Below are 22,819 nucleotides of genomic sequence, written 5' to 3'. Positions count from 1 at the left end.
AAAATCCAGATACTTAATTGTATCTGGATTTATAATGATAGGTTGTGGTGTTGATGAGGGGATTAATTAATAGACCATTAGTAATGTAAAAGGCATCGTAGAGTTCACTTTGCAGTAATAATTCATCTTCTACCATATCTCTTAAAATAATCCCAGTATTGACAATATTAGAACCATCTAGAAATGGATTTGTTGGTTTATCAAAAACGTAATCATTGGTGGCAACCTTGTATAATGTATCATCGTCAAAGGTTGAAACATCTGTATGATAAGCTAATTGATTGGCAGAAATCAATGCATTGATGACAGAGCCCTTAAGCTCGACGGTTTTTATGATGTTATCAAAAGGCCAAATATCATAAATTGTACTTTTTGTAATGGTGTCATTCTCTTCAATTGACGAGCGTGTACCGCCATAATTATGAAAAGCAATATCACTACGTGTGGCTTGTACCATGACTTCTGTGAGCCATTCAGATAACTCATATGTTGAATAGTCATCGCCACTTGTAATGATGGGTGTATTGAAAATTGCATCGGTTTCGGTAACATATATCTCGATTTGTTCACTAACAGCACTGTTTGCTTCTGAGAGTAACGGTTCTTTATAGGGACTTAAGTTGTCAATTTCATATGTTGAGACAATGCCTTCGTTAAAATGAATTCTAACAAATCCAACCAATTCACCGTTTGCGCTTGATTGGATTTGTGGTACCCCACCAAGAAGTGATGCAAAAGATTGATGTGAGTGGGCATTGAAAATAACATCTATACGCTCTTCACCCTCTAACTCATTCAAAGCACTGTTTATATCCCCTGACTCGTGAGCGAGTGAAATAATGATATCACAGTTTTCTTCGGTTCTTAAATATCGACTATATTGGGCTATTAAAGAGACACTATCCCTAAATTCGTAGCCTTCAACACGCTTTGTTGCGATAGAGCGCTCAAGTGAGTCACCAATCGTTCCAATCACACCAACACGTTTATCGCCTTTTTCAATAATCGTATAAGGGTCTAATAAAACTGGAATATCATCAGTGCCTTCATAAAAAATATTTGCCCCAAGAAACGGAAATTCTGCTTCACCATTTTCTAAGTTGCCATCTTGATAGGCTAATACAGTATCTAAGCCCCAATCAAATTCATGATTACCAATAACCATAGCATCCATGTCCATCATATTTAATAGTTCAATCGTTGATTCACCATAATAATAGTTGGATAAAGCAGACCCTTGTAATAAGTCGCCACCACCTAAAAATAGTACATTATCAGGATTGTCAGCTTTCTTTGTTAGTATGAGATTTGCAATATTAGCAAGGCCAAGTTCTTCACCATCAGATAAAATAGCACCGTGTAAGTCATTGATATAATAGATATCAATAAAGTCGGTGGGTACAGTATCGCGATCATTGGTTTCTTCAATACAGTCAATATGGTTTGGGTATTCAGCACAATCTATATCATCATCAACTGTTTGAGGCCCGCAACTAACTAAAAAAAGTATTGATAAACATAATATGAGTATCCGTTTCATTAAAATCACCTTTCCATTAACATTAAATTATATCAGTTTAGGGGCTAAAAGACAATTATTAAAACCGTTTTTTGATTGAAATGACATAAGGCGCAGTCTCATGATTTATTAATCGATGCATTGTAACAAAATACTCAAGTTTCGATAATCTTTTTAGATCGTGAATTAACGCATGTGACTCGATTTCTCCAGCCGTGTGACCTACATAAACGACAAGCACAATTAATCCTTTTGAATTAAGCTTAGGGAATAGATTTTTAATGGCTTGAACAGTTGAGTCAGATTTTGTTGTAATCGATTTATCACCACCGGGTAAGTACCCTAGATTAAACATGACAAAATCTATTTTTTGAGAAACGTGCTGTGAAATATTTATGTGACTATCATGAATCAGTGTCACATGACCAATAGCGTTTTGATTTAAACGATTAAGTGTATTTTTAATTGCATCTTGTTGAATATCAAACGCATAAAGTGTATCCGTGAGGTTCGCTAAAAAAACAGTATCATGACCATTTCCGCATGTTGCATCCACAACAACACTGTCTTTTTGTATATGCTTTTTCGCAAGAGTATGTGCATAGTCAATTATGTTATTCATTATTACCACCTATCGTTATTGTACTCCATCATATAACTGTTGTCCATTATAATTAGATTGTAAGCAAACTATTTGCTAAATTGAATAGAATAAGATACTATATTTATGGAATTAAGAAAAGGAGTGACTTAAATGTTAGTAGAATTAAAACCTAATGAACGGGTGCAAGATTACTTAGAAAATGGAAAAATTGCGGTTGTGAAGTTTGCGACTACAACATGTCCACCATGTAAAATGCTAAAACCAGTATTTGAAAAATTATCTAAAAAATCAGACTTAAAAGATGTTGTATTTATTGCTGCAAATGCGAATGAACATCCACAAGCTAGAGAATATGGTGTATCTAGTGTGCCAACACTATTATTCTTTAACGGTGATAAAGTATTAGGACAAAATGTAGGTTTTGTGCCAGAAAAACCGTTGCAAGATTTTCTGAAAAAACTTGAACGCGATGAATTACCAGCTAGTTAATAGCGTAAAACAAACTCAGGAGTAATCCTGAGTTTTCTTTTTTGCGTGAGTTTTTTAATGATATATGTTAGAATGATATTAACTAAATAAAGAAAGGAGCATGCTATGAATACGATATCAATTGCCATTTATTTAGATGTTGAAAATATCCAAGGGATGATCAATTTTGAAGATTTACTTGATGATATTAGATTAAAAGTTATCAATGAGTTTGATAATATTGATAAGGTTGTTTTTGGATTAAAAAAAGCAATCGGAGAAAGTAATAATTTGAAACGTTTTAGAAGTGATTTAAGTGAACTAAACTTTACGATTGAAGATGCACCCCATATTGTAAATAAGAAAAATCGCGCAGATTTAATTATCAGTGTTGATGCCCTTGAAAAACTCCATATTGGAAACCCTGAGTTTGATTTGTTTGTATTTTTAACGAGTGACTCAGATTATTCTATTGTGATGAACACCCTGAGACGATTTAATAAACAAGTGTGGTTAGTAGGTACTGAAGAAGACTCGCAAAGAACGGTCTTTAAATCATCTACTGATCAAATACTCATCATTGATGATTATCGTGATGTACAATATAAAAATCATAATGGACAGAAAAAAACAATCAATGCACGAAGTGGTTTTAGTAAATTGAAACCATTCTTAAGTGATCGGGTAAATAAACGCGCTTTAGCCGCTATGTTAAAGGTTATGCGTTCTTATCAAGAAGAAAAGATTTATACAACACTAGACACGAACAATCGTTTCCGCCAAATTGAACGTAACCTTAATCTTAGTCAAACGAAGTTTAAGAAATTTAAAGCGATATACCGTGTCTTAGAAGAAGCACGTGTTATCGAGTTTGAAGAAAATTCGTCACATCGGTTTACGATAAATGATAAGAAAAAAGTTATTAAATATCTAAACCTCGTTTTACAAAGCAATAAAAAATCATAATAATTAAGTTTTACTATTCATAATTTAATCATTATGTGATAAAATAATGTTACCAAATTGTTTTTGAAAGGGGCGAAATAATGAGTAATCTTACAATTCGAAAGGCAAAAGAATCAGAAGTTTCAAAAGTGCTATATTTTATTGAAGCACTTGCAAAATATGAACGCATGCGCAAGTATGTAAAAGCGACTGAAGAGGATATATTAAATAGCGTATTCAAAGAAGAACGAGCCGAAGTTATCTTTTTATGCCGCGATGATGAACCAATCGGGTTTGCTGTTTATTACTATGCATTTTCAACCTTTTTAGCTAAGCCAACGTTGCACTTAGAAGACTTTTATGTTGAAAAAGAAGAGCGTGGGAAAGGTCTTGGACATAAAGTATTATCATGGTTAGCTAAAGAAGCACTTGATAATAATTGTTCACGTTTTGAATGGAATTGTCTAGAATGGAATAAACCATCAATGCGCTTTTATGAGGCATTAGGTGCAAAACCATTACGTGGATGGATTCCTTATCGATTAGATGGTAAAGAGTTAGTTGCATTAGCTAAAGAAGCAGAAGAGGCATAAGCCTCTTTTTTTTAGATAAATATGAAACCGCTACCATGGTTCAATAAAGATGTGCATGTGATATACTATTGACGATAATATGTAAACGATACGATAGAAGGTGACGTATGAAATTTTTTGTGTATCATGAAGCGAAAAGTAAATTTGCTTATATGTATGATAAAGATACTGTCCATTTGCGTGTTCAAACAAGCAAGCAACACATTCATCAAATTGATGTTATTTATGGTGATCCATTTTTCTGGGGACCAAAAGAAGATGAGCCTGAAACGTGGGAATGGAAGGCAGAGACAAGTGAAACTGTTTCATTGGTAAAAGAATACGAAACACAACAGTTTGATCATTATTTTATTGCATTAAAACCACAATATAAACGCCTAAAATATGCTTTTATTGTTAATCAGCGTTATTTATATGGTGCGCGAGGAGTCATTGATTTATCTAATCGGCCAGACGCTAAAACGGATTTATTTAACTTTTTTAATTTTCCGTATTTAAATCAAGAAGATGTATTTCACGCACCGGCATGGGTTGAAAACCAAATATGGTACTCAATTTTTCCAGAAAGGTTTCATAATGGCGATACTGCAAATGATCCTAAAGGCACCTTGCCTTGGGGAGAGACAAAACGATATGATAATGCTCTGCGCTTTGGGGGGGATTTAGAAGGTATTATTAAACAACTTGATTATATCCAATCACTAGGTGTAACTGGTATTTATATGACTCCAATATTTGAGTCTGATTCCTCTCATAAGTATGATATTAATAACTATAAAAAAATTGACCCAGCATTTGGTGATAATGAAACGTTTGGCCGGTTAGTAAAAGAAGCTCATAAACGCGGAATTAAAGTGATGTTGGATGCGGTATTTAATCATTGTGGATTCAGACATCCTTATTTCCAAGACGTGTTAGAAAAAGGTAAAGATTCTAAATATTTTGGGTGTTTTCACATTGTTGATGAAGACAAGCCACTATTACCCTTTGATATTAATCCAGGGGAAACATTATCTGATAAACAAATGCGTTTTTGTCGGGAGTATCCTGATGCGATTAATTACAGGACGTTTGCTTTTACTCCCAAAATGCCAAAACTTAATACTGCACATCCATTAATGAGGAAGCATCTCTTAGATGTTGCAACTTACTGGATCCAAGAATATGATATTGATGGATGGCGCTTAGATGTTTCTAATGAAGTAAGTCATCAGTTTTGGCGTGAATTTAGGCACACCGTTAAAGCAGTCAAAAAGGATGCATATATTGTTGGCGAAAATTGGGATAATTCAAATCCATGGTTACTTGGTGACCAATATGATGGCGTTATGAATTATGAAATTCTTTTTCCAATTTGGCAATATTTTGGTATCAATATTGAGAATAAAAAATTATCTACTGAACAGTTTATAAAACTGATTAATAAGGTTTTGACAGACTATCCAAAACATGTCTTAAGATATATGTATAACTTAGTTGATTCACATGATACGGCTAGAATATTAGAAATTTGTGATTACAACACCGACATTGTTAAAATGGTATATACGTTTCTATTTACCTTTCCCGGGGCACCTAGTATATACTATGGCGGAGAAGTAGGCCTTGGTGGCAAACATGATCCGGATAATAGACGTTGTATGATTTGGGATGAAACAAAACAAGATACGAACCTATTATCCTTTATGAAACAATTAATTGAGATAAGAAACGAGAATTCGGCGTTTAAACAAGTGGATTATCACTGGATACACAATGATAATCCAAACATTCTCCTTTTCCAAAAAGGTGATTTAACCTTTATTTTTAACAACAATCATAATGAACAAACAGTTGATCTTCCTGAATCACTCGCATATAAACGTGTTAATAATATTTTTTCAAAAAAGAATATTAACCTCAAATCGACACTGACGATATCTCCTTATCAGTTTAGGGTGTTCAGGTAAGGTTAGGTGGGGTGCAAAGAACAACTCTTTGCACCTTTTTTTGTATATACAAAAAGACCATCAAATGATGGTCTAAAGGGTTTAGTCTTCTACAAAGATGCTGCCACCAATAAATTCGCGTAATAAGCTGTTGTTTGGAACATGATAATCATCGATATCAACAAAGTATTTCATAAATTTAATTAAGCGATTTGCAGTAATATAGAACTCACTATCATTCGGAATTTCACGAAGCGTTGGTAAAGCATATTTTTTTAATACGTTTAATTCATATTGAAGTCCTGAGTTATAGACATAATCAGCATGTTCTTGATTTGGGTAAATCCATCGGAATTCGCCTTGTCTTACACTATCCCACATCGCTAGGGTTCTGGCTGCTGCTGCGTTACGGAACTTCTTGTCGCGTACGATACGTCTTATTAAGCGTAAATCAGTAATGCTGATTGGATTGTGGTGATCAAGATTCAATTGAATTTGAGGACTTATAAAGATTTTAAACATTTTGTAGTCTGGAATGTTTTGCGTGAGCTGCGCATTTAAGGCATGAATACCTTCAATAATGATTGGTGTATCATCGGTGATTTTTAAGGTTCTATAGCCGACCCGTTTTTTTACTTTAAAGTCGAAAATAGGAATGTTGGTTTCTTTTCCACGAATAAGTTCTTGCATATTGCGATTGAATAACGCAATATCTAATGTGTTGATATGCTCAAGATCAACCGCCCCATTTTCATCCTCAATCAAGTCTTCACGGTTTAGATAATAGTCATCTAAACTAATGGCAATAGGACGGATTCCCCGTGTCATCAATTCAATACGTAGACGATTAGAGAAGGTTGTTTTTCCACTCGAAGAAGGCCCTGCGATTGCAATAAGGGATATCTCGTGTTCACGTTCTTTAATGATATCACCGATTTCAGTTAGCATCGCATTATGTTTTGCTTCACACATATGCACAAAATCAACAACATAATTATTATGCACGTGTTTATTTAAATCATAAATATTGTCGGCTGTCACGACATCAGCCCATATTGAAGCCTCACGTAATGTCTTGATATATTTCGGGGCATCTTTAAATGGAGGAATTTGTGTGTTTGTTTCAGCACGAGGATATTGGATCAAAAAACCAATGTCATACGGAATTAAATTATATTGTTTTAAGTATCCAGTAGAGGGCACCATATAACTATACATGTAATTTTGATAATCATGACAACGATAAAAATGAACGGTTTTCTCAGGACGATACTCTAAAATCTTGACTCTATCATCATAGCCGTTTTCTTTATAAAATGTTTTGGCATCTTCAATTGGTACAGTAATCCGTTCTAAGGTATAGTTTTCGTTAATGACGCGATCCATCTCTTTTTGTATACTGAATAAAACATTTGCAATATCGACGTGGGGTTCTGTCATAATGTAACAAAAAGTTGATCGTGAGATACTATATTTAAATTTAATAGTATACTCGGGATAGATGTTATGAAATGCCTTAGCGATTAAATATCTTAATGAGGCTTCATAGACATGTACGGCTTCCGGATGATCTAACGTTAAAAATTCAACTTCTGCATCATAGTCAAAGCGATAGTGTAGTTCTCTAAGCCTATGATTAACGCGAGCAACAGGGTATTTCATTTCCTTATCATCAATAAGGTCAATGATGCGTATCGGGCTATCGTAATGCGTACTTTTTCCATTAATTGTTACTGTGAACATAACATCATTCCTTTCATAAGTATGACCTATTATTATATTAAAAAAAGAATGATTTGTAAAGAATCTTTACCAATCATTCTTTTTTATTCTGTGCGTTTACAATAGATCTATGACATATCATCCATATTAGGTAAACGCACAGTGAAGATTTGTCAAACATGGAAACCTGGGAAGAACCTTTTCCCTCCCCCTCTCTTTAAAGACAAAAGAAAGGAATGAAGCCATGAAGACAGATCTTCAAATATGTAAATATCGTCAATCACTCATCAAATATGCGATTCGATATACCGTAACGAAAGCCGCAAGACGGTACAAGGTGAACCGTCAATACATCTATCGGTGGATGAATCGGTATGATGGAACAATGGATTCACTCATGGATCAATCGAGAAGACCACACCATCATCCAAACGAACATACACCAAAGGAAATCAAACTCATCAAGGACATGCGAAGACGCAATCCCAAAGATGGGTTAACCACCTTCTGGGTGAAACTGATGAGGCGAGGTTACACGCGTCATCAATCTTCACTCTACCGTGTGATGAAACGACTCGATATGAAAATGAGTCCGAAAAAGAAACGAAAGTATAAACCGAAAAAGTATGTCCAGATGACCTATCCTGGTGAACGACTCCAAATCGATACCAAACAGGTTCCCTCACACTGTCTCCCCCATGGCCAAAAACTCTATCAGTTTACCGCCATTGATGAGTTCACGAGACTACGGTACATCTACTTCTATGAGGATAAATCCACCTATAGTGCGAATGAGTTCCTCAAGCGTGTCATCAAATACTTCCCCTTTCCCATTCAGGAAGTACGAACAGACAACGGACTTGAATACACAAACCGGTTAGCGAATACAATAGATCCGCAACCGACGCTATTTGAGAATACACTCAAACAACACAATATCAAGCATGATTACTGTAAGCCCTACACTCCCCGACACAACGGCAAGGTAGAGCGCAGTCATCGCAAAGACAATGAACGATTCTATCAGGATCGATCATTCATAAATCTGAAAGACTTGAGGGGGGAAGGGCAAAAGTACTTAAGAAGCTATAACAGCTTCCCCATGTCTCCCCACAATTGGCTATCCCCGCTAGAATTCTATGGATTCTATCTATCAAAGTCTATTCTAGCATACCGTATCTTTCAGTAACGCCAATTGTGTAACTCATGTTTGACAAATCTTCACTTTACCAATCATTCTTTTTTATTTAAAAATACGTGTGACTAATTCGGGGTAATCTACAAACGGATTACGGTTGCCTTGATATGAGAAAATTACATCATTTCGGTTGCGTTCAAACGCATCGACGGGGTCTGCTTCATGCCACGCTAATAAAATTGAAAGTTTACCAACATATGGGCCAGTATTACTTACCCGGTCATTTACTTCAAGGTCAATTTCTTGGGCAATATCGCCTTCATATCTGACAGCCATATAAAAAATCATTCTCGCGACGTCACCTTTGACCTCATCTCTGGGTTCAAAACTATCGCCATCTTTAAAACAGTCTGTCGTTTCGTTCACTAGCGTACCGCCGATATCAAAGTCTAAATTACCGCGGTACCCGTTAACGCTCACATCTGTTGGACGGATATGATGCATATCAGAACCCATCACATCATCATTATCAAAGTTACCATGTGATTTAGGCCAGACATGTTCTCGATTCCAGTCATCTTGATCGCCCCCATGCAAGTCTTCACTACGTGATTCAGCAGAATAGAAGAGGATGATATTGTCTGGGTTAAGAGGATCTTCATCACTGTTGGCTAAGGCATTCCATAATGCGTCATAATCAAGGACAATATGATCATCAATTAAATCATGTAAGAATTGTTTTAAATTATCATCAGTAACCTCACCGAGTCCAGCATAATATCCAGAGTATACTGTGTCATCAGGATCGGGAACGGTAACCAAATTAGGGTCAAGTAAGATTGTGACATCAAAGTATTTGTAACGTGTTATGTCATTATATTCTAGAACAGCAGTCAACATAATATTTTGATCGACACCGTCTTGGATAAATGTATTATCATCAAGTGTTCCTGAAATATTTGAATGCCAAGTAATCGTCACACCATCAATTGTGGTTGGCAACGTCGTTTGATGTGTCACTTCATCAGAAACTGATAAAGACTCTTGTACAGCATCAATTTTACTTGATTCATTATTTGGTTGTTCAGTTGAAGCACAGCTTGATAGAAAAATCAGTAAAACAGTTGTTATTAAAAGACATACTTTTTTCATTTTTTCACACACCTTTAACAGTTTAGTATACAAAAAGGTAAGTTAATTTACAAGAAAAAAAGTAGCCATAGCTACTTAATTTTACATTTAGTGTGTTTAATTGAATACAAAACCCAAGCCATGCCGAGTAAGACAAATAGGGTGGCAATTAACTTAAACAAAAGATTACCATTGGGTAATACAACTGGTGTAAAGGCAATACCTACAGCGCTAAGAAATGCGACTACGCACGACGTACATCCAAATGTCAAAATACCAAAAATAAACGATAAGAAGGGTACCGCGCTTGACCCAGCAACCTCTTTTTTAGTGAAAGTAAAATTAATAATAGAGTATGATACCATAATAGCAGACGCAATGGCAATTATCACATTCATACTGATATGTAAGAGGGTTATACCGACACCAAATCGATTAATCATCGTATCATAACTGATGTTCCCTTCAAAATCTAAAAAAATGTATAATCCCAAGAAGAAAAAGAACAAAGCTACTTGTAAAATGATATATTTAGTTTTTAAGCTTTTTTTATAAACAAGTTGTAACATAATAATCACCTAAAAATAGTTTATCAAAATTGTTATAAAAAACAAAGAAGTATGCAAACTATCCTTTACAAACTTTTCAGACATGCTATACTATCTTTGTAATTAGAGGTGTAAAAATGGAAAAATTAAAAAAAGATATAAGGCGGATTCCAATGATCTTTATTGGATTTATGTTTTTAGCAGTGGGTATCATGCTAATGAAACGCAGTGAACTTGGGCTACCCCCATGGGGAGTATTACATCAAGGATTAGAGGTGTCTACACCATTAACATTTGGTCGCATAACCCAACTGGTCGGTTTACTTGTCATGCTGATTAGCATGGTTTTTCTCAAGACAAAAATTGGCATCGGAACGCTACTTAATGTCATCTTTGTCGGGTGGTTTATAGACTTAGCTGATTATTTTTTTGCTTACACCCCTGAGTCGTTACATTCGCAAACAATTCTACTTGTCTTAGGGATTATCTTGATGACATTTGGACGGAGTTTATATATTAGTGCCCGTCTCGGAAGTGGGCCGCGTGATGGTTTATTTGTCGGCCTTTCACATGTGACAAAGATTGATGTCAAGTATATTAAACCTACGATTGAGTTTATAGTTCTTTTTGTAGGGTTTATCCTTGGAGGAGAAGTGGGCGTTGGAACCGTAATAGCCATCGTATTGAATGGATATATTGTTCAGGGATACATGAAGATTATGCGGTTTGACCCTAAAGCTAAACAGGATCATAATATATTTGCCTATTTAAAAAAGTAAGCAGTCGAATGCTTACTTTTTTTAAGTCTATTGTTCAATATATTCGATAATTTTACCTTCCCATGTTTTGATGTGATAAACATTATCCTCGTGAGAGATGATGTACTGTGGTAGTAATGGAATTTTACCCAGTCCACCTGGCGCATTAAAAATATAGGTTGGAATTGCTAAACCTGAGGTGTGCCCTCTCATATAAGCCATAATTTCTAAACCTTTTGCAATAGTTGGGATAAAGTGGTGTGTTCCTTTAACTTCTTTAGCATGGAAAATATAATAGGGCTTAATGCGCGCAGTTAAGAGACGTTGGTTTAACATAGTCATAATATATTTATCATCATTAATCCCCTTTAAAAGGACGGCTTGATTACCTAGCACAACGCCATTATTCACAAGTTTTTCTGCGGCGTGAATGCTTTCATCGGTGAGTTCATAATAATGATTGAACTGTGTATTGACATAAATGGGATGATATTGTTTCAAAATGTTAACCAACTTGTCTGTAATCCGCATGGGCATTGTGACAGGAGTTCTTGTACCAAAACGTATAATTTCAACATGATTGATTGCTCTTAAACGTTTTAATAATGCTTCAATTTGGTGATCAGATAATAAAAATGCATCGCCACCAGTAATTAAGACATCCCGAATTTCAGGGGTGTTTTTAATATATTCAATGGACTCATCGATAAGTGATTGGTTGGTATGAGCATCGGTTTCACCAATTAATCGCCGTCGTTGACAGTGACGACAATACATCGCACATATATTGGTAACATTGATGATTAAACGATCGGGGTAACGTCTTGTAATACTACCAGCGGGATTGGTAAACTCTTCTGCCATGGGGTCTTCTTTACCTAAATCAACGGCATATTCGCCTTTACTTGGCACACTTAACATTTTTATGGGATCATTTTTTTCTGAGGTAATAAGGGCGAGATAATAAGGAACTATGGCAAAACGGTTTGTTTTACTAAGTTTTTTAACATCTTGGACCTCATCTTGTGATAAATGAATAAATTTGACTAATGTCTCAACATCAACAATGCGGTTACGCATTTGCCAATGCCAATCATTCCAATCATCTTCGTTTGCATTAAAATGTGTTAATAACTTAGCTTTATTTTCTAAGTATGCTTCTTTATTACCTTTAAGCTGTCTTAAGGCTTTTTGTTTAAATGCCATAAAGTCATTAATACTACTGGATAACTCCTTTGCCCGAGCAAGTGATATTTTTTTCGCATTCATCTCAATCATCCTTTTCTATATGGTAATAAAATTATAACAAAAAACGCTTACAAAAGCAAAATTGGTCACAAAAAAGCGAGTGAAATCACTCGTATTCTTTGACTAATTTTAAGTAATAATCTTTATTCGCTTCGTTTGCTTTAATATCATCCTCTGTTAATTCTCGGATAATTTTCATTGGATTACCAATGGCTAAATGATATTTCGGTACGGTTTTTCCTGGTGGTACTAACGTACCTGCGCCAACCAATGCACCTTGTTCAACAGTTGCGCCATCTAAAAGAATACTGCCCATACCAATTAACGCATCATCTTCAACAGTACAACCGTGAATGATGGCACCATGGCCAATTGTTACATTTTTACCGATGGTTGTAGGCTGGTCGGTATTTGTATGAATGACAGCATTATCCTGAATATTAGTATCCGTTCCAACACGGATAGGGGCCATATCGCCTCGCATTGAGACGTTATACCATATATTCACACCTTCATCGATAATGATATCGCCAGATAAACATGCGCCTTGAAAAATTTTCGCATCTTTACTCACACGTGGCGTTTTTTCTAAATGTCTTTGTAAATACATCAAATCAACCTTTCTGGGTAGGCTTTTAACCCGAGTTTTAAAATATTCATAGCTGTTTGCATATCTTCTGCATTCAGTACGTAAGCCAATCGTACTTCATCTTTACCAAGTCCTTCGGTTGCATAAAAGCCTTCTGCAGGTGCTAGCATAACTGTTTCATTATTGACATCAAATTCTTCTAATAGCCAAACAACAAATTGTTCAGCATCAGGGACTGGTAACTTTATTATAACATAAAATGCGCCTTGTGGCTTTTCACATACGATACCATCGATATTATTTAAGGTTTGATAGACGATATCACGGCGTTTTTCATACTCGTTTTTAATCTCTTTAGTGTAAGAATCAGGTAGTTGATATAAAGCAGAAGCACCAACTTGTTCAAGTGTGGCAACACAGAGCCTTGCTTGACATAACTTTAAGATATTAAGCATTAAAGCTGTATTTTTAGAGGCGATAGCACCAATTCTCGCACCGCATGCACTATACCGCTTAGAAACACTTTCGATTATAATTAAGTGCTCTTCAATCCCCTTAACGGTCCCCATTGATTTACTATCTAATCCATCGAATGCCATACCACGATACACTTCATCACTGATAATAAAGAGATCGTGTTCGATAGCGAGTTCAGCAATCATCTGCATTTCATCATCGGTGAGGATTGTTCCGGTAGGATTTCCTGGATTACTAAACATGATCGCTTTTGTTTTTGGTGTGATTAATGCCTCAATAGCTTCTTTATTGGGTAATCTAAATCCATTTTCAGCGTAGGTAGTAATCGGTTTAATCGTCGCATTGACTTCACCAGTGAATCCATTATAGTTTGTATAAAATGGTTCAGGAACCAATATTTCATCACCAGGATCACATGTTGCGATAGTTGCGAAAGTGACAGCTTCGCTTCCGCCATTTGTGATGAGTATTTCATTGTCTTTAAAATGAATGTTATCCCGTTTAAAATAAGCTTGAATTGCTTGTATTAGTTTAGGTTCACCCTGTGAAAAAGAATATTTAATTATTCGTGAGTCATGTGCATTCACGGCATCCATAAATACCTTGGGTGTTTCGATATCTGGTTGTCCTATATTTAAATGATAGACTTTTTTTCCAAGTGATTTCGCTTTTGTAGCGATTGGAACTAGTTTGCGTACTGGGGACTCCTGCATTGCTTGAATTCGTTTAGATAGTTTCATCCTCATTCTCCTTTCAAAACCATTCTTATTGTATCACTAGGTATTTAAAAAAGCAATATAACACGCATAAAAATGTAAACACTTTCAACGGATTTTAGGTATTTGGGTTTAGAATTAAATGTCAAAAAAAACAATGAAAATATTTTCATAAAATAATTGAAAATAATTTTTAATAATAAAATTGTAAATGGCTAAATTTAGCGAATATTAACAAACTCATAAAAACTTATACTTTTTTAATGAAAACGCTTGTTTTAGAACAAATTAATTGTTAAAATGTCAATGTGTTGAAATATGTCATAAAGGATGATTGAATTTGAAAAAGAAACTATTTATTCCTGGACCAGTAGATGTAGCGCCTGATGTACTTGCTAAATTGGCTACACCACAGATTGGTCACAGAACACAAGAAGCAACGAACTTACAAAAACGCATAAGTGACAAGCTACAACAATTAATGTATACCAATAATACCATTATTTTATCAACCTCATCAGGGACTGGTATTATGGAAATGAGTGTCCGTTCATGTACGAAGAAACGTGCCGCTATTTTTAGTGTTGGCGCATTTGGTGATCGCTGGTATAAGATTGCAAAAGCGAATAATGTACCTGCTGATCACTTTAAAAGTGACCCCGGAGAACCAACAACGCCAGAGATGGTAAGAAATGCTTTGGATACTGGTAAATATGATGTTGTTACTGTTACGCATAATGAAACCAGTGCAGGACTTATGAATCCAGTTTATGAAATCGGACAAGTGATTAAAGACTATCCAGATGTTGTATATTTAGTAGATAGTGTTAGTTCACTTGGAGGGGCAAAAATTGAAGTGGATAAATCAAACATTGATATCTGCTTATCATCAACACAAAAAAGTCTCGGAGTGCCACCTGGACTTGCCGTTGCTAGTGTTTCAGATAAAGCGATTGCACGAGCAGAAACAGTTGAAAATCGTGGATACTATTTAGACTTAATTAACGTTGTGAATCGTGTAAAACGAAATTATCAGTATCCTTCAACCCCATCAACACCACATATGTGGGCATTAGATTATCAATTAACTAAAATTATCGATGAAGAAGGATTAGATAATCGCTTCGATCGTCACGAACATCTAGCAAACATTGTACGCAATTGGGCGAAACAATATTTTGCACTCTTTGCGAATGAAGCGTACGCCTCAAACACTGTAACAACCATTTTAAATACGCATGGCAAGAGTGTTAAAGCACTAAATGAAGAACTTGGTAACCGTGGCTACATGATTAGTAATGGTTACGGAGATATGAAGGAAAAAGCCTTTAGAATTGCCCATATGGCAGATCGTACAGAAGATGAATTATTAGGGTTGTTACGTGAAATCGAAGAGATATGGGGGCTTAAATAATGATTGTATTAGCTAACGATGGGATTGATTCAAGCGCAAAAGAAACCTTAGAAGAGATGGGTTATACCGTTGAAGTTGACCATTATGACGGGGAAGCATTAATTGAAAAAATACAAGAAATTGATTGTATTATTGTTCGATCTGCGACTAAACTAAGACAACCTATTATTGATAAAGCACTCGAAACAAGACAATTAAAACTGATCATCCGGGCAGGTGTCGGGATTGATAATATTGATCATGTATATGCAGAAGAACAAGGTATCAAAGTTATGAATACACCAAACTCAAGTAGTGCGGCTGTCGCAGAACTTGCGCTTGGGCACATGTTTGCCTTAGCCCGTCACATTTATATTGCAAATGTGACCATGCGTGAAGGTCGTTGGGAGAAAAAACAGTACCGTGGTATTGAGTTGAACGGTAAAACACTTGGATTAGTTGGTTTCGGGCGTATCGCACGAAGCCTTGCGAAAAAAGCTATGGCACTTGGGATGTCAATTATATATTATGATAAATCAGACTCTGTGACAGAAGTTGATGGTTGTCAACGTGTTGATAAAGAAACGTTATTACAGACCGCAGACTTCATTAGTTTGCACATCCCATTCATTAAGCAAGATGGGCCGTTCTTAGATAGAGAAGCATTTAAACAAATGAAAAAAGGTATGTACTTAATTCATACGGCTCGTGGTGGTGTAGTTGATGAGACAGCCTTACTTGATGCACTTGATGCAGGTATTGTAAAACGCGCTGCACTTGATGTTTACGAAGATGAACCAGTTAAAAACATGCGTATTTATACGCATGACAAAATTTCACTTACCCCACATATTGGTGCGGCCACTTATGAAGCGCAAGCACGTATTGGGTTAGAAACAATTGAAGTAATAAAACAATATTTAGCATAGGGAGGATACAAAAATGGCAATTGTAAAACCTTTTAAGGCCTTACGTCCAAGAATTGACTTAGTTGAACGTGTTGCTTCATTACCTTATGATGTCATGAGTCGTAAAGAAGCAAAACGAATGGCAATGGGGAATCCATATAGTTTCTTACATGTTGTTCGTTCAGAAATTGATTATCCATCAAGTGTGGATGCATATGATCCAAAAGTGTACAAAAAAGCACAGAAAAACTTAAAAATGTTTGAAGATGATGGTATTTTAATTCAAGATGAAAATGATCACATCTATATTTACCAACAAACGATGAATGGTAAAGTTCAAACAGGATTTGTTGCATGTACATCAGTTGATGACTATGTGAATGGTGTTATTAAACGTCATGAAACAACATTACTATCAAAAGAAAAAGACAGAATTAATCACTTTGATCGTTGTGATGCGAATACTGCCCCTATTTTCTTAACGTACCGTGACCGTGATCGCTTAAATGAAATCTTAGAATCATGGACGAGTAATCATGATCCTGAATTTGATATCTTAACCGATGATGGTGTCGGTCATGCGGCTTGGTTAATTGATGATGACGATTTATTATTAGAAATTAGTGAACACTTCGGTGATGTTGAAAGCTTATATATCGCAGATGGACACCACAGAGCTGCATCAGCTGCAAAAGTGGCGTTAAAACGACGCCAAGAAAATCCAAATTATACAGGTGATGAAGAATTTAACTTCTTTATGAGTGTTATCTTCCCTGAAAGTAATTTAACAATTATGGACTATAACCGTGTAGTACATGACCTTAACGGTATGTCAGAAGAAACGTTCATTAATGAGTTAGACAAACTTTTTAAAATAGAAAAAAGCAAAGCACCATACAAACCTATGAAAAAACATAAATTTGGTATGTACTTAAATAACCAATGGTATAGCTTAGAGCTACGTGATGGCATTGTCGATGAGAATGATGTTTTAGCATCAATCGATGCGGCAATAATGGAAGAATATGTCTTAAATAATTTATTAAGCATCAAAAATGTTAGAAATTCATCACGCATTAGTTTTGTTGGTGGTATCCGTGGTTTAAAAGGATTACGTGAATTAACGGATGAAATAGATGGTGTTGGATTTAGTATGTATCCAGTCACCATGCAAGACATTATGGAAGTCAGTGATGCTGGGTTAATCATGCCTGCAAAATCAACATGGTTTGAACCAAAACTACGTAGTGGACTCTTCATCCATAAGTTCAATAGTTTCGAAAGTGCTCAAGATGAAGATAGTGAAATCTCACTTGAAACAGAAGAATATATTGAACGCGTATTGGAAAAAGTACGTCAAAAAGATGGTCACCAAAGTGAATTTGTTCAAGCTGTCACTGAGGTACTTCATTCTCTTGGCCCTGTCTTAGAACAACATCCTGAATATATTGAAAATAATATCTTAGAACGTATTGTTGAACCAGAACGTGTGATTATGTTCCGAGTGCCATGGGTTGATGATGACGGTATGACACATGTTAACCGTGGTTTCCGTGTGCAGTTTAATGGAGCGATTGGACCGTATAAAGGTGGACTACGTTTCCATGAATCTGTTTACTTAGGAATGATTAAGTTCTTAGGATTTGAACAAATATTTAAAAATAGTTTAACCAGTTTGCCGATCGGTGGTGGAAAAGGTGGTAGTGATTTTAACCCACTTGGTAAATCTGATGAAGAGATCAGACGATTCTGTGAAGGGTTTATGACTGAACTCTATCGTCATATTGGCCCTAACGTTGATGTACCTGCTGGTGACATTGGTGTGGGTGCTCGTGAAATAGGATTTTTATTCGGCCATTATCGTCGTCTTCGTGGCGCATTTGAAAATGGTGTCTTAACTGGTAAAAGTCTAGAATATGGAGGATCACTCATACGTCCAGAAGCAACGGGGTATGGCGCAACATATTTTGCCTATCAAATGTTAAAACACGACGACTTAGACTTCAAAAATAAAACTGTCGCAGTATCTGGATTTGGAAACGTTGCATGGGGTGTCTGTAAGAAAGTGACAGCCTTAGGTGGTAAAGTCGTTACCTTAAGTGGCCCAGAAGGATATATCTATGATCCAGATGGTGTAAATACGCAAGAAAAATTTAGTTTTATGTTAGAAATGCGAGCGAACACCAATGGTAAGATTCAAGACTATGCAGAGCGCTTTGATGTAGAGTTCTTCGCAGGTAAAAAACCTTGGGAACGTGAAGTTGATATTATTATGCCATGTGCAACGCAAAATGAAATTTATCCTGAAGATGCTAAACAAATCATTGAAAATGGTGTAAAATATATTGTAGAGGGTGCCAACATGCCTACCACCAATGAAGCAATCCAATTGCTGAAAGAAGCAGGAGTTATTATTGGTCCTGGTAAAGCAGCGAATGCTGGTGGGGTAGCAACAAGTGCGCTTGAAATGTCACAAAATAGTATGAGACTTCATTGGACAAGTGATGAAGTAGACGAAAAATTACGCGGCATCATGAAAAATATCTACAATAGTTGTGTACGAGCAAGTAGTCGATATGGATTTGGATACGACTTAATTGCCGGAGCGAACATTGCTGGATTTACAAAAGTTGCTGATTCAATGATCAAACAAGGTAAATACTAACCTATCGAACAAGGAGTGTGAACTTATGGGTTATGCATTAAAAGAAACAAAATATCGGTACCGTGCCTTTACAAAAAACGGTAATTGGCAAAAAGGTGATTTAACAACAGACAAACACATAACAATCCATGAAGGATCAAACGTGTTTCATTACGGACAAGCATTATTTGAAGGATTAAAAGCTTATAAAACTAAAGATGGACAAGTCGTTTTGTTCCGTCCAGACTTAAACTTTAAGCGACTTAATGATGGTTTGAGACGTATCGTTGCACCTGAGTTGCCAAAAGATCTATTCTTCGAAGCCATTGAAGAAGTGGTTAAAGCAAATATCGATGATATTCCTGAATATGGGACTGAACAATCACTGTATATCCGGCCGCATATCATGGGCCACGGAATGAACTTAGGTGTTAAACCTTCAGAAGAATATCTATTCAATGTATTTTGTGCACCTGTAGGGACCTATTTTGAAGGGGGGTTAAAAGCATTAGATTTCATCACAACAGATTATGATCGTGCAGCAGCTAATGGAATGGGAAAAGTCAAAGTTGCAGGTAATTATGCAGCAAGTCTCTATCCCCGCCATTTAGCAAAAGAAAAAGGCTATGCAGGCGTGATATATCTTGATCCGCTAACGCATAGTAAGATTGATGAAGTTGGTGCGGCTAACTTCTTTGGTGTGACACATGACAATGTAGTAGTGACGCCGAAATCGTCTTCAATATTACCAAGCATTACACGCCGTTCAATCTTATATTTAGCCGAAAACGTACTAGGATTAGAAACAGAAGAACGTGCTGTTCATATTGATCAATTAGATGAATTTAAAGAAGCAGGTGCTTGCGGGACAGCGGCAATTATTACGCCAATTAAATCAATTACACACAAAGGTAACAAACATCAATTTGGTGATGGTAAAGTTGGTCCTACAATTAAAAAATTGTATGACTTACTAATCGGTATATATTATGGTGAAATCGATCCTCCTGAAGGGTGGATTCATCCAATTAAAATCAACTAACACATAATAAAAGGAGTTCCGAATATTCGGAGCTCCTTTTATTTCTCTATTGTTAAAGACAGGCTTTAATTTTCTTTGCAAGTCCCTTAAGTTTATTTTTCGAGACACTACATAATGCAATCCGTAAACCATTATTGACTTGGACAGTGAAGATGTTGTTATCTTGAAGTCGTTTGTAAATCGCCTCTTTATCTGCATTATCAATCCGTAATGTGACAAAAAAGCCTTCAACAAACGGATAATAGGGTAAATTTTCTTGATCAGCTTCTTTAATAAATATATCAGCACGTTCTTTCAATAATGAAACATATTTTGATTTTTCATTTAAGTAAGCATCGTATAGCGATTTATCGTTATACAGTTTGGCGAACAATGTCATCATACTATTGTTAATGGTAGACCATGTTGAACGGGCTGTATAAACCATTGCGTCGTGCCATTTATCGAGTTCTTTTTGATTAGATGTAATTGCAATAGCAGCCCCAACTCGTGCACCGTAAGCAGTGAGTGTTTTTGATAGAGAGAAGGCTATAACAACCATAATATTGTCACTTAGATTTTGATATTTTTTGAAATGTTTTTTCCAATCTGGATTAGTCGAAAAATCAATATAGGCAATATCTTGTAAAATAATTATAGGTCCACGCTGGGCAAGCATATCAACATAGGTTAAAATCTCATCCCATTCATCTTCAGTCATTGTATAACCTGAAGGGTTATGACATGGGTCATTTATAATAGCTAATACTTTACCTTGCTTTGCCATTACATTGGCTAGTTTTTGTTTGAAATTGTCAATATCAAACCCATCATCAGAAAATAAATTGTAATCAACCGCTTTAACGCCATGTTCGGTTGCCATCGTGTTATAGGGTCCCCATCCTAACGAAGGTTTCAGCAAGATTTGTCCGGGATCAAGGATGTTATGAATCGTTGCACTTACTGCGCCCGCACCACCTGGGGTTGCAACGATTTTTGTATGTAACGTTAAATCTTTAAAAAGCCATTTATAGACAGTTGTTAAATAACTAGGATTACCAGGAATGCCACCAGCGTACTTAGCTTTTTGAATATTACTGATTGATTTATAAGGTTCCCATACGGAGTCGAATGCACAGAATGTTTCGGTCTCATCAAAGAGTGTTCCTAGAGTCGCATCAACAACGTTTTCTGACCCATGTTTTATTTTTGCCTCATTTGCTTTAACTGCTGCTTTAAAGACTTTATCAGTCATTTTTTTACCATCACTTAAGCTGTTTAAAAATGTCATATAATATCACCTTTCTTAGAATCAATATACTTAATATATTATACCATTTTTTCATGATGATTCCCATTAAAAACCGGTTAATTTTGTATAAAAAAGTATGTTCTTATTTGTTTTTATTTTAAACTGTGATATGATAAATGTAGGTGGTGTTATAATGATTGATAAAATAAAAGAAGTGTTAGAGAACAAGTATCATATTACACTGGATGAGTACGCGATTTACGATGCCAATATAAAGCGTAACCATACACTTAAAGTAGGGGTTTTTCTGTTTGTAATTTTACTGACGTTGTTTGTATTAGGAGAAAATGACGTTCTCTTTCAACTCGATTTTATTTATATTGTGTTTGGGTTGTTCGTATTGGTTTTAATTCCACTGGGTTTAAATAAAAAAACGGAGTACGAAGCGATTATTGTCACGCCAAATGAACTCATTCAACGCACGGGTAAAAAGACATTTGCTGTGATTCCTTATGACGATATTACGTCATTTAATTTAACAGAACACGGCATTATCATCAAAGGAAATGGCGAAGTTATCACACTATCACTTACAATGTTTAGAGAAGAAATCGAGCCTATTATAGATATCCTAGAAGCTAAAGGAAAAACTTTTGAAAAAGATAAAGAATATATGGTTCGTCCCATTAAAATTCATATTAATAATAATGAAATCACGATAGAAGATGTCGAAGTGAAGACGGATACTGATATAGTTTATGAACAGTATATAGATGACTATAATTCGTTAACACCCGGCTTTATTAAAGAAGTGATTATGCGTAATAGTGTCATTGATGATGTGTTGAGTAATACGGATGTACTTGCGTTTAAAGTCGCTCGTTTTACGGTCAAAGAAGGTCATCCAGAAAATACCCATTTTGATCCGATTCAAGTAGCTGATGGGGTATTGATTTTTACCAAGCCAGTCATTAATGGGTTTAGCGTATCTAATCCAAACGATGAAGATAAGAAAGCAAAGCCATTAGAACCAACCGCACAGAATATTAAGAAATATTGTGTTGATGGCATAATTTCAGATTGGAAAGTGATGAAAAAACGCATTAAAATAGACTTTGCTTCAGGTGTTCATAGTCTTAACTTAGACCTAAAATACGAAGCTGTTTTAATCGGATGGAATGAAGTGAAGTCAAGTTAATATAAAAACGTCTAGTTTA

General features: G+C 35.7%; 20 protein-coding genes. 11 read left to right on the top strand and 9 right to left on the bottom strand.

Going from position 1 to position 22,819, the window contains the following annotated elements:
* Positions 1-13 precede the first annotated feature (13 nt).
* Positions 14-1,540: a bifunctional UDP-sugar hydrolase/5'-nucleotidase gene (locus UMR38_01185; GenBank protein MEC9484472.1), complete on the bottom strand. Its 1,527-nt coding sequence runs from the start codon at positions 1,538-1,540 to the stop codon at positions 14-16.
* A 58-nt stretch (positions 1,541-1,598) separates the two neighbouring features.
* Positions 1,599-2,141 (bottom strand): class I SAM-dependent methyltransferase, encoded by a 543-nt coding sequence (locus tag UMR38_01180; protein MEC9484471.1) that lies wholly within the window; start codon positions 2,139-2,141, stop codon positions 1,599-1,601.
* A gap of 132 nt (positions 2,142-2,273) precedes the next feature.
* On the opposite strand from UMR38_01180, the gene UMR38_01175 reads away from it, so the two are divergent.
* From UMR38_01175 to UMR38_01160, 4 genes are all read left to right on the top strand, one after another.
* Complete coding sequence (locus UMR38_01175; GenBank protein MEC9484470.1) at positions 2,274-2,612, top strand: thioredoxin family protein; 339 nt, start codon at positions 2,274-2,276, stop codon at positions 2,610-2,612.
* A 105-nt stretch (positions 2,613-2,717) separates the two neighbouring features.
* The gene (locus UMR38_01170) at positions 2,718-3,557 is read left to right on the top strand and encodes an NYN domain-containing protein (protein MEC9484469.1); all 840 of its coding nucleotides are present in this window, start codon (positions 2,718-2,720) and stop codon (positions 3,555-3,557) included.
* An 80-nt stretch (positions 3,558-3,637) separates the two neighbouring features.
* Positions 3,638-4,129 (top strand): GNAT family N-acetyltransferase, encoded by a 492-nt coding sequence (locus UMR38_01165; protein MEC9484468.1) that lies wholly within the window; start codon positions 3,638-3,640, stop codon positions 4,127-4,129.
* A gap of 107 nt (positions 4,130-4,236) precedes the next feature.
* Positions 4,237-6,078 carry a glycoside hydrolase family 13 protein gene (locus tag UMR38_01160; GenBank protein MEC9484467.1) on the top strand — a complete coding sequence of 614 codons (1,842 nt, stop codon included), beginning with the start codon at positions 4,237-4,239 and terminating at the stop codon, positions 6,076-6,078.
* 81 nt (positions 6,079-6,159) lie between these two features.
* On the opposite strand, the gene UMR38_01155 is transcribed toward UMR38_01160, so the two are convergent.
* Entirely contained in the window at positions 6,160-7,800 is a 1,641-nt protein-coding gene (locus tag UMR38_01155; GenBank protein MEC9484466.1) for a hypothetical protein, read from the bottom strand.
* Between the two features lie 223 nt (positions 7,801-8,023).
* Between UMR38_01155 and UMR38_01150 the strand changes: the two genes are divergently transcribed.
* Complete coding sequence (locus UMR38_01150) at positions 8,024-8,968, top strand: DDE-type integrase/transposase/recombinase (GenBank protein ID MEC9484465.1); 945 nt, start codon at positions 8,024-8,026, stop codon at positions 8,966-8,968.
* 54 nt (positions 8,969-9,022) lie between these two features.
* On the opposite strand, the gene UMR38_01145 is transcribed toward UMR38_01150, so the two are convergent.
* Positions 9,023-10,069, bottom strand: coding sequence for an endonuclease (locus UMR38_01145; protein ID MEC9484464.1), 1,047 nt, complete (start codon positions 10,067-10,069; stop codon positions 9,023-9,025).
* 71 nt (positions 10,070-10,140) lie between these two features.
* Positions 10,141-10,617: a hypothetical protein gene (locus tag UMR38_01140; protein MEC9484463.1), complete on the bottom strand. Its 477-nt coding sequence runs from the start codon at positions 10,615-10,617 to the stop codon at positions 10,141-10,143.
* A 116-nt stretch (positions 10,618-10,733) separates the two neighbouring features.
* Here UMR38_01140 and UMR38_01135 point away from each other — a divergent pair, with 116 nt between their 5' ends.
* Complete coding sequence (locus UMR38_01135; GenBank protein MEC9484462.1) at positions 10,734-11,375, top strand: hypothetical protein; 642 nt, start codon at positions 10,734-10,736, stop codon at positions 11,373-11,375.
* 27 nt (positions 11,376-11,402) lie between these two features.
* Here the strand turns inward: UMR38_01135 and UMR38_01130 are convergent, their stop codons facing one another.
* From UMR38_01130 to UMR38_01120, 3 genes are all read right to left on the bottom strand, one after another.
* Complete coding sequence (locus UMR38_01130) at positions 11,403-12,623, bottom strand: KamA family radical SAM protein (GenBank protein MEC9484461.1); 1,221 nt, start codon at positions 12,621-12,623, stop codon at positions 11,403-11,405.
* A gap of 85 nt (positions 12,624-12,708) precedes the next feature.
* Positions 12,709-13,212 carry a gamma carbonic anhydrase family protein gene (locus tag UMR38_01125; GenBank protein ID MEC9484460.1) on the bottom strand — a complete coding sequence of 168 codons (504 nt, stop codon included), beginning with the start codon at positions 13,210-13,212 and terminating at the stop codon, positions 12,709-12,711.
* The gene (locus UMR38_01120) at positions 13,212-14,408 is read right to left on the bottom strand and encodes a pyridoxal phosphate-dependent aminotransferase (protein ID MEC9484459.1); all 1,197 of its coding nucleotides are present in this window, start codon (positions 14,406-14,408) and stop codon (positions 13,212-13,214) included. Before UMR38_01120 ends, UMR38_01125 begins: the two co-directional genes overlap by 1 nt.
* Before the next feature lie 316 nt (positions 14,409-14,724).
* Between UMR38_01120 and UMR38_01115 the strand changes: the two genes are divergently transcribed.
* The 4 genes from UMR38_01115 to UMR38_01100 are packed head-to-tail and all read left to right on the top strand — an operon-like array spanning position 14,725 to position 20,371.
* Positions 14,725-15,798 carry an alanine--glyoxylate aminotransferase family protein gene (locus UMR38_01115; protein MEC9484458.1) on the top strand — a complete coding sequence of 358 codons (1,074 nt, stop codon included), beginning with the start codon at positions 14,725-14,727 and terminating at the stop codon, positions 15,796-15,798.
* Positions 15,798-16,706: a D-2-hydroxyacid dehydrogenase gene (locus UMR38_01110; protein ID MEC9484457.1), complete on the top strand. Its 909-nt coding sequence runs from the start codon at positions 15,798-15,800 to the stop codon at positions 16,704-16,706. The genes UMR38_01115 and UMR38_01110 overlap by 1 nt, the downstream gene beginning before the upstream one ends.
* 13 nt (positions 16,707-16,719) lie before the next feature.
* Positions 16,720-19,350, top strand: a complete 2,631-nt coding sequence (gene gdhA / locus UMR38_01105) for an NADP-specific glutamate dehydrogenase (GenBank protein ID MEC9484456.1) — start codon at positions 16,720-16,722, stop codon at positions 19,348-19,350.
* A gap of 25 nt (positions 19,351-19,375) precedes the next feature.
* Positions 19,376-20,371: a branched-chain amino acid aminotransferase gene (locus UMR38_01100; GenBank protein MEC9484455.1), complete on the top strand. Its 996-nt coding sequence runs from the start codon at positions 19,376-19,378 to the stop codon at positions 20,369-20,371.
* Positions 20,372-20,423: 52 nt separating this feature from the next.
* Here UMR38_01100 and UMR38_01095 read toward each other — a convergent pair whose 3' ends face one another.
* Complete coding sequence (locus tag UMR38_01095) at positions 20,424-21,641, bottom strand: aminotransferase class I/II-fold pyridoxal phosphate-dependent enzyme (protein MEC9484454.1); 1,218 nt, start codon at positions 21,639-21,641, stop codon at positions 20,424-20,426.
* Between the two features lie 154 nt (positions 21,642-21,795).
* Here UMR38_01095 and UMR38_01090 point away from each other — a divergent pair, with 154 nt between their 5' ends.
* Positions 21,796-22,800 (top strand): hypothetical protein, encoded by a 1,005-nt coding sequence (locus UMR38_01090; GenBank protein ID MEC9484453.1) that lies wholly within the window; start codon positions 21,796-21,798, stop codon positions 22,798-22,800.
* The last annotated feature ends 19 nt before the right edge of the window (positions 22,801-22,819 follow it).

The sequence above is a fragment of the Candidatus Izemoplasma sp. genome, from assembly GCA_036172455.1.
GTDB lineage: Bacteria > Bacillota_I > Bacilli_A > Izemoplasmatales > Izemoplasmataceae > JAIPGF01.
Note: the sequence above shows the minus strand (reverse complement) of the source record. Positions and strands in the feature narration are given on the sequence as shown.

What these genes read in the sequence shown, in the direction of transcription:
- UMR38_01165 (MEC9484468.1), top strand. Translation starts at nt 3,638, where the DNA reads ATGAGTAATCTTACAATTCGAAAGGCAAAAGAATCAGAAGTTTCAAAA.
- UMR38_01130 (MEC9484461.1), bottom strand. Translation starts at nt 12,623, where the DNA reads ATGAATGCGAAAAAAATATCACTTGCTCGGGCAAAGGAGTTATCCAGT.
- UMR38_01150 (MEC9484465.1), top strand. Translation starts at nt 8,024, where the DNA reads ATGAAGACAGATCTTCAAATATGTAAATATCGTCAATCACTCATCAAA.
- UMR38_01100 (MEC9484455.1), top strand. Translation starts at nt 19,376, where the DNA reads ATGGGTTATGCATTAAAAGAAACAAAATATCGGTACCGTGCCTTTACA.
- UMR38_01110 (MEC9484457.1), top strand. Translation starts at nt 15,798, where the DNA reads ATGATTGTATTAGCTAACGATGGGATTGATTCAAGCGCAAAAGAAACC.
- UMR38_01090 (MEC9484453.1), top strand. Translation starts at nt 21,796, where the DNA reads ATGATTGATAAAATAAAAGAAGTGTTAGAGAACAAGTATCATATTACA.
- UMR38_01180 (MEC9484471.1), bottom strand. Translation starts at nt 2,141, where the DNA reads ATGAATAACATAATTGACTATGCACATACTCTTGCGAAAAAGCATATA.
- UMR38_01160 (MEC9484467.1), top strand. Translation starts at nt 4,237, where the DNA reads ATGAAATTTTTTGTGTATCATGAAGCGAAAAGTAAATTTGCTTATATG.
- gdhA (MEC9484456.1), top strand. Translation starts at nt 16,720, where the DNA reads ATGGCAATTGTAAAACCTTTTAAGGCCTTACGTCCAAGAATTGACTTA.
- UMR38_01170 (MEC9484469.1), top strand. Translation starts at nt 2,718, where the DNA reads ATGAATACGATATCAATTGCCATTTATTTAGATGTTGAAAATATCCAA.
- UMR38_01145 (MEC9484464.1), bottom strand. Translation starts at nt 10,069, where the DNA reads ATGAAAAAAGTATGTCTTTTAATAACAACTGTTTTACTGATTTTTCTA.
- UMR38_01175 (MEC9484470.1), top strand. Translation starts at nt 2,274, where the DNA reads ATGTTAGTAGAATTAAAACCTAATGAACGGGTGCAAGATTACTTAGAA.
- UMR38_01135 (MEC9484462.1), top strand. Translation starts at nt 10,734, where the DNA reads ATGGAAAAATTAAAAAAAGATATAAGGCGGATTCCAATGATCTTTATT.
- UMR38_01140 (MEC9484463.1), bottom strand. Translation starts at nt 10,617, where the DNA reads ATGTTACAACTTGTTTATAAAAAAAGCTTAAAAACTAAATATATCATT.
- UMR38_01125 (MEC9484460.1), bottom strand. Translation starts at nt 13,212, where the DNA reads ATGTATTTACAAAGACATTTAGAAAAAACGCCACGTGTGAGTAAAGAT.
- UMR38_01155 (MEC9484466.1), bottom strand. Translation starts at nt 7,800, where the DNA reads ATGTTCACAGTAACAATTAATGGAAAAAGTACGCATTACGATAGCCCG.
- UMR38_01095 (MEC9484454.1), bottom strand. Translation starts at nt 21,641, where the DNA reads ATGACATTTTTAAACAGCTTAAGTGATGGTAAAAAAATGACTGATAAA.
- UMR38_01120 (MEC9484459.1), bottom strand. Translation starts at nt 14,408, where the DNA reads ATGAAACTATCTAAACGAATTCAAGCAATGCAGGAGTCCCCAGTACGC.
- UMR38_01185 (MEC9484472.1), bottom strand. Translation starts at nt 1,540, where the DNA reads ATGAAACGGATACTCATATTATGTTTATCAATACTTTTTTTAGTTAGT.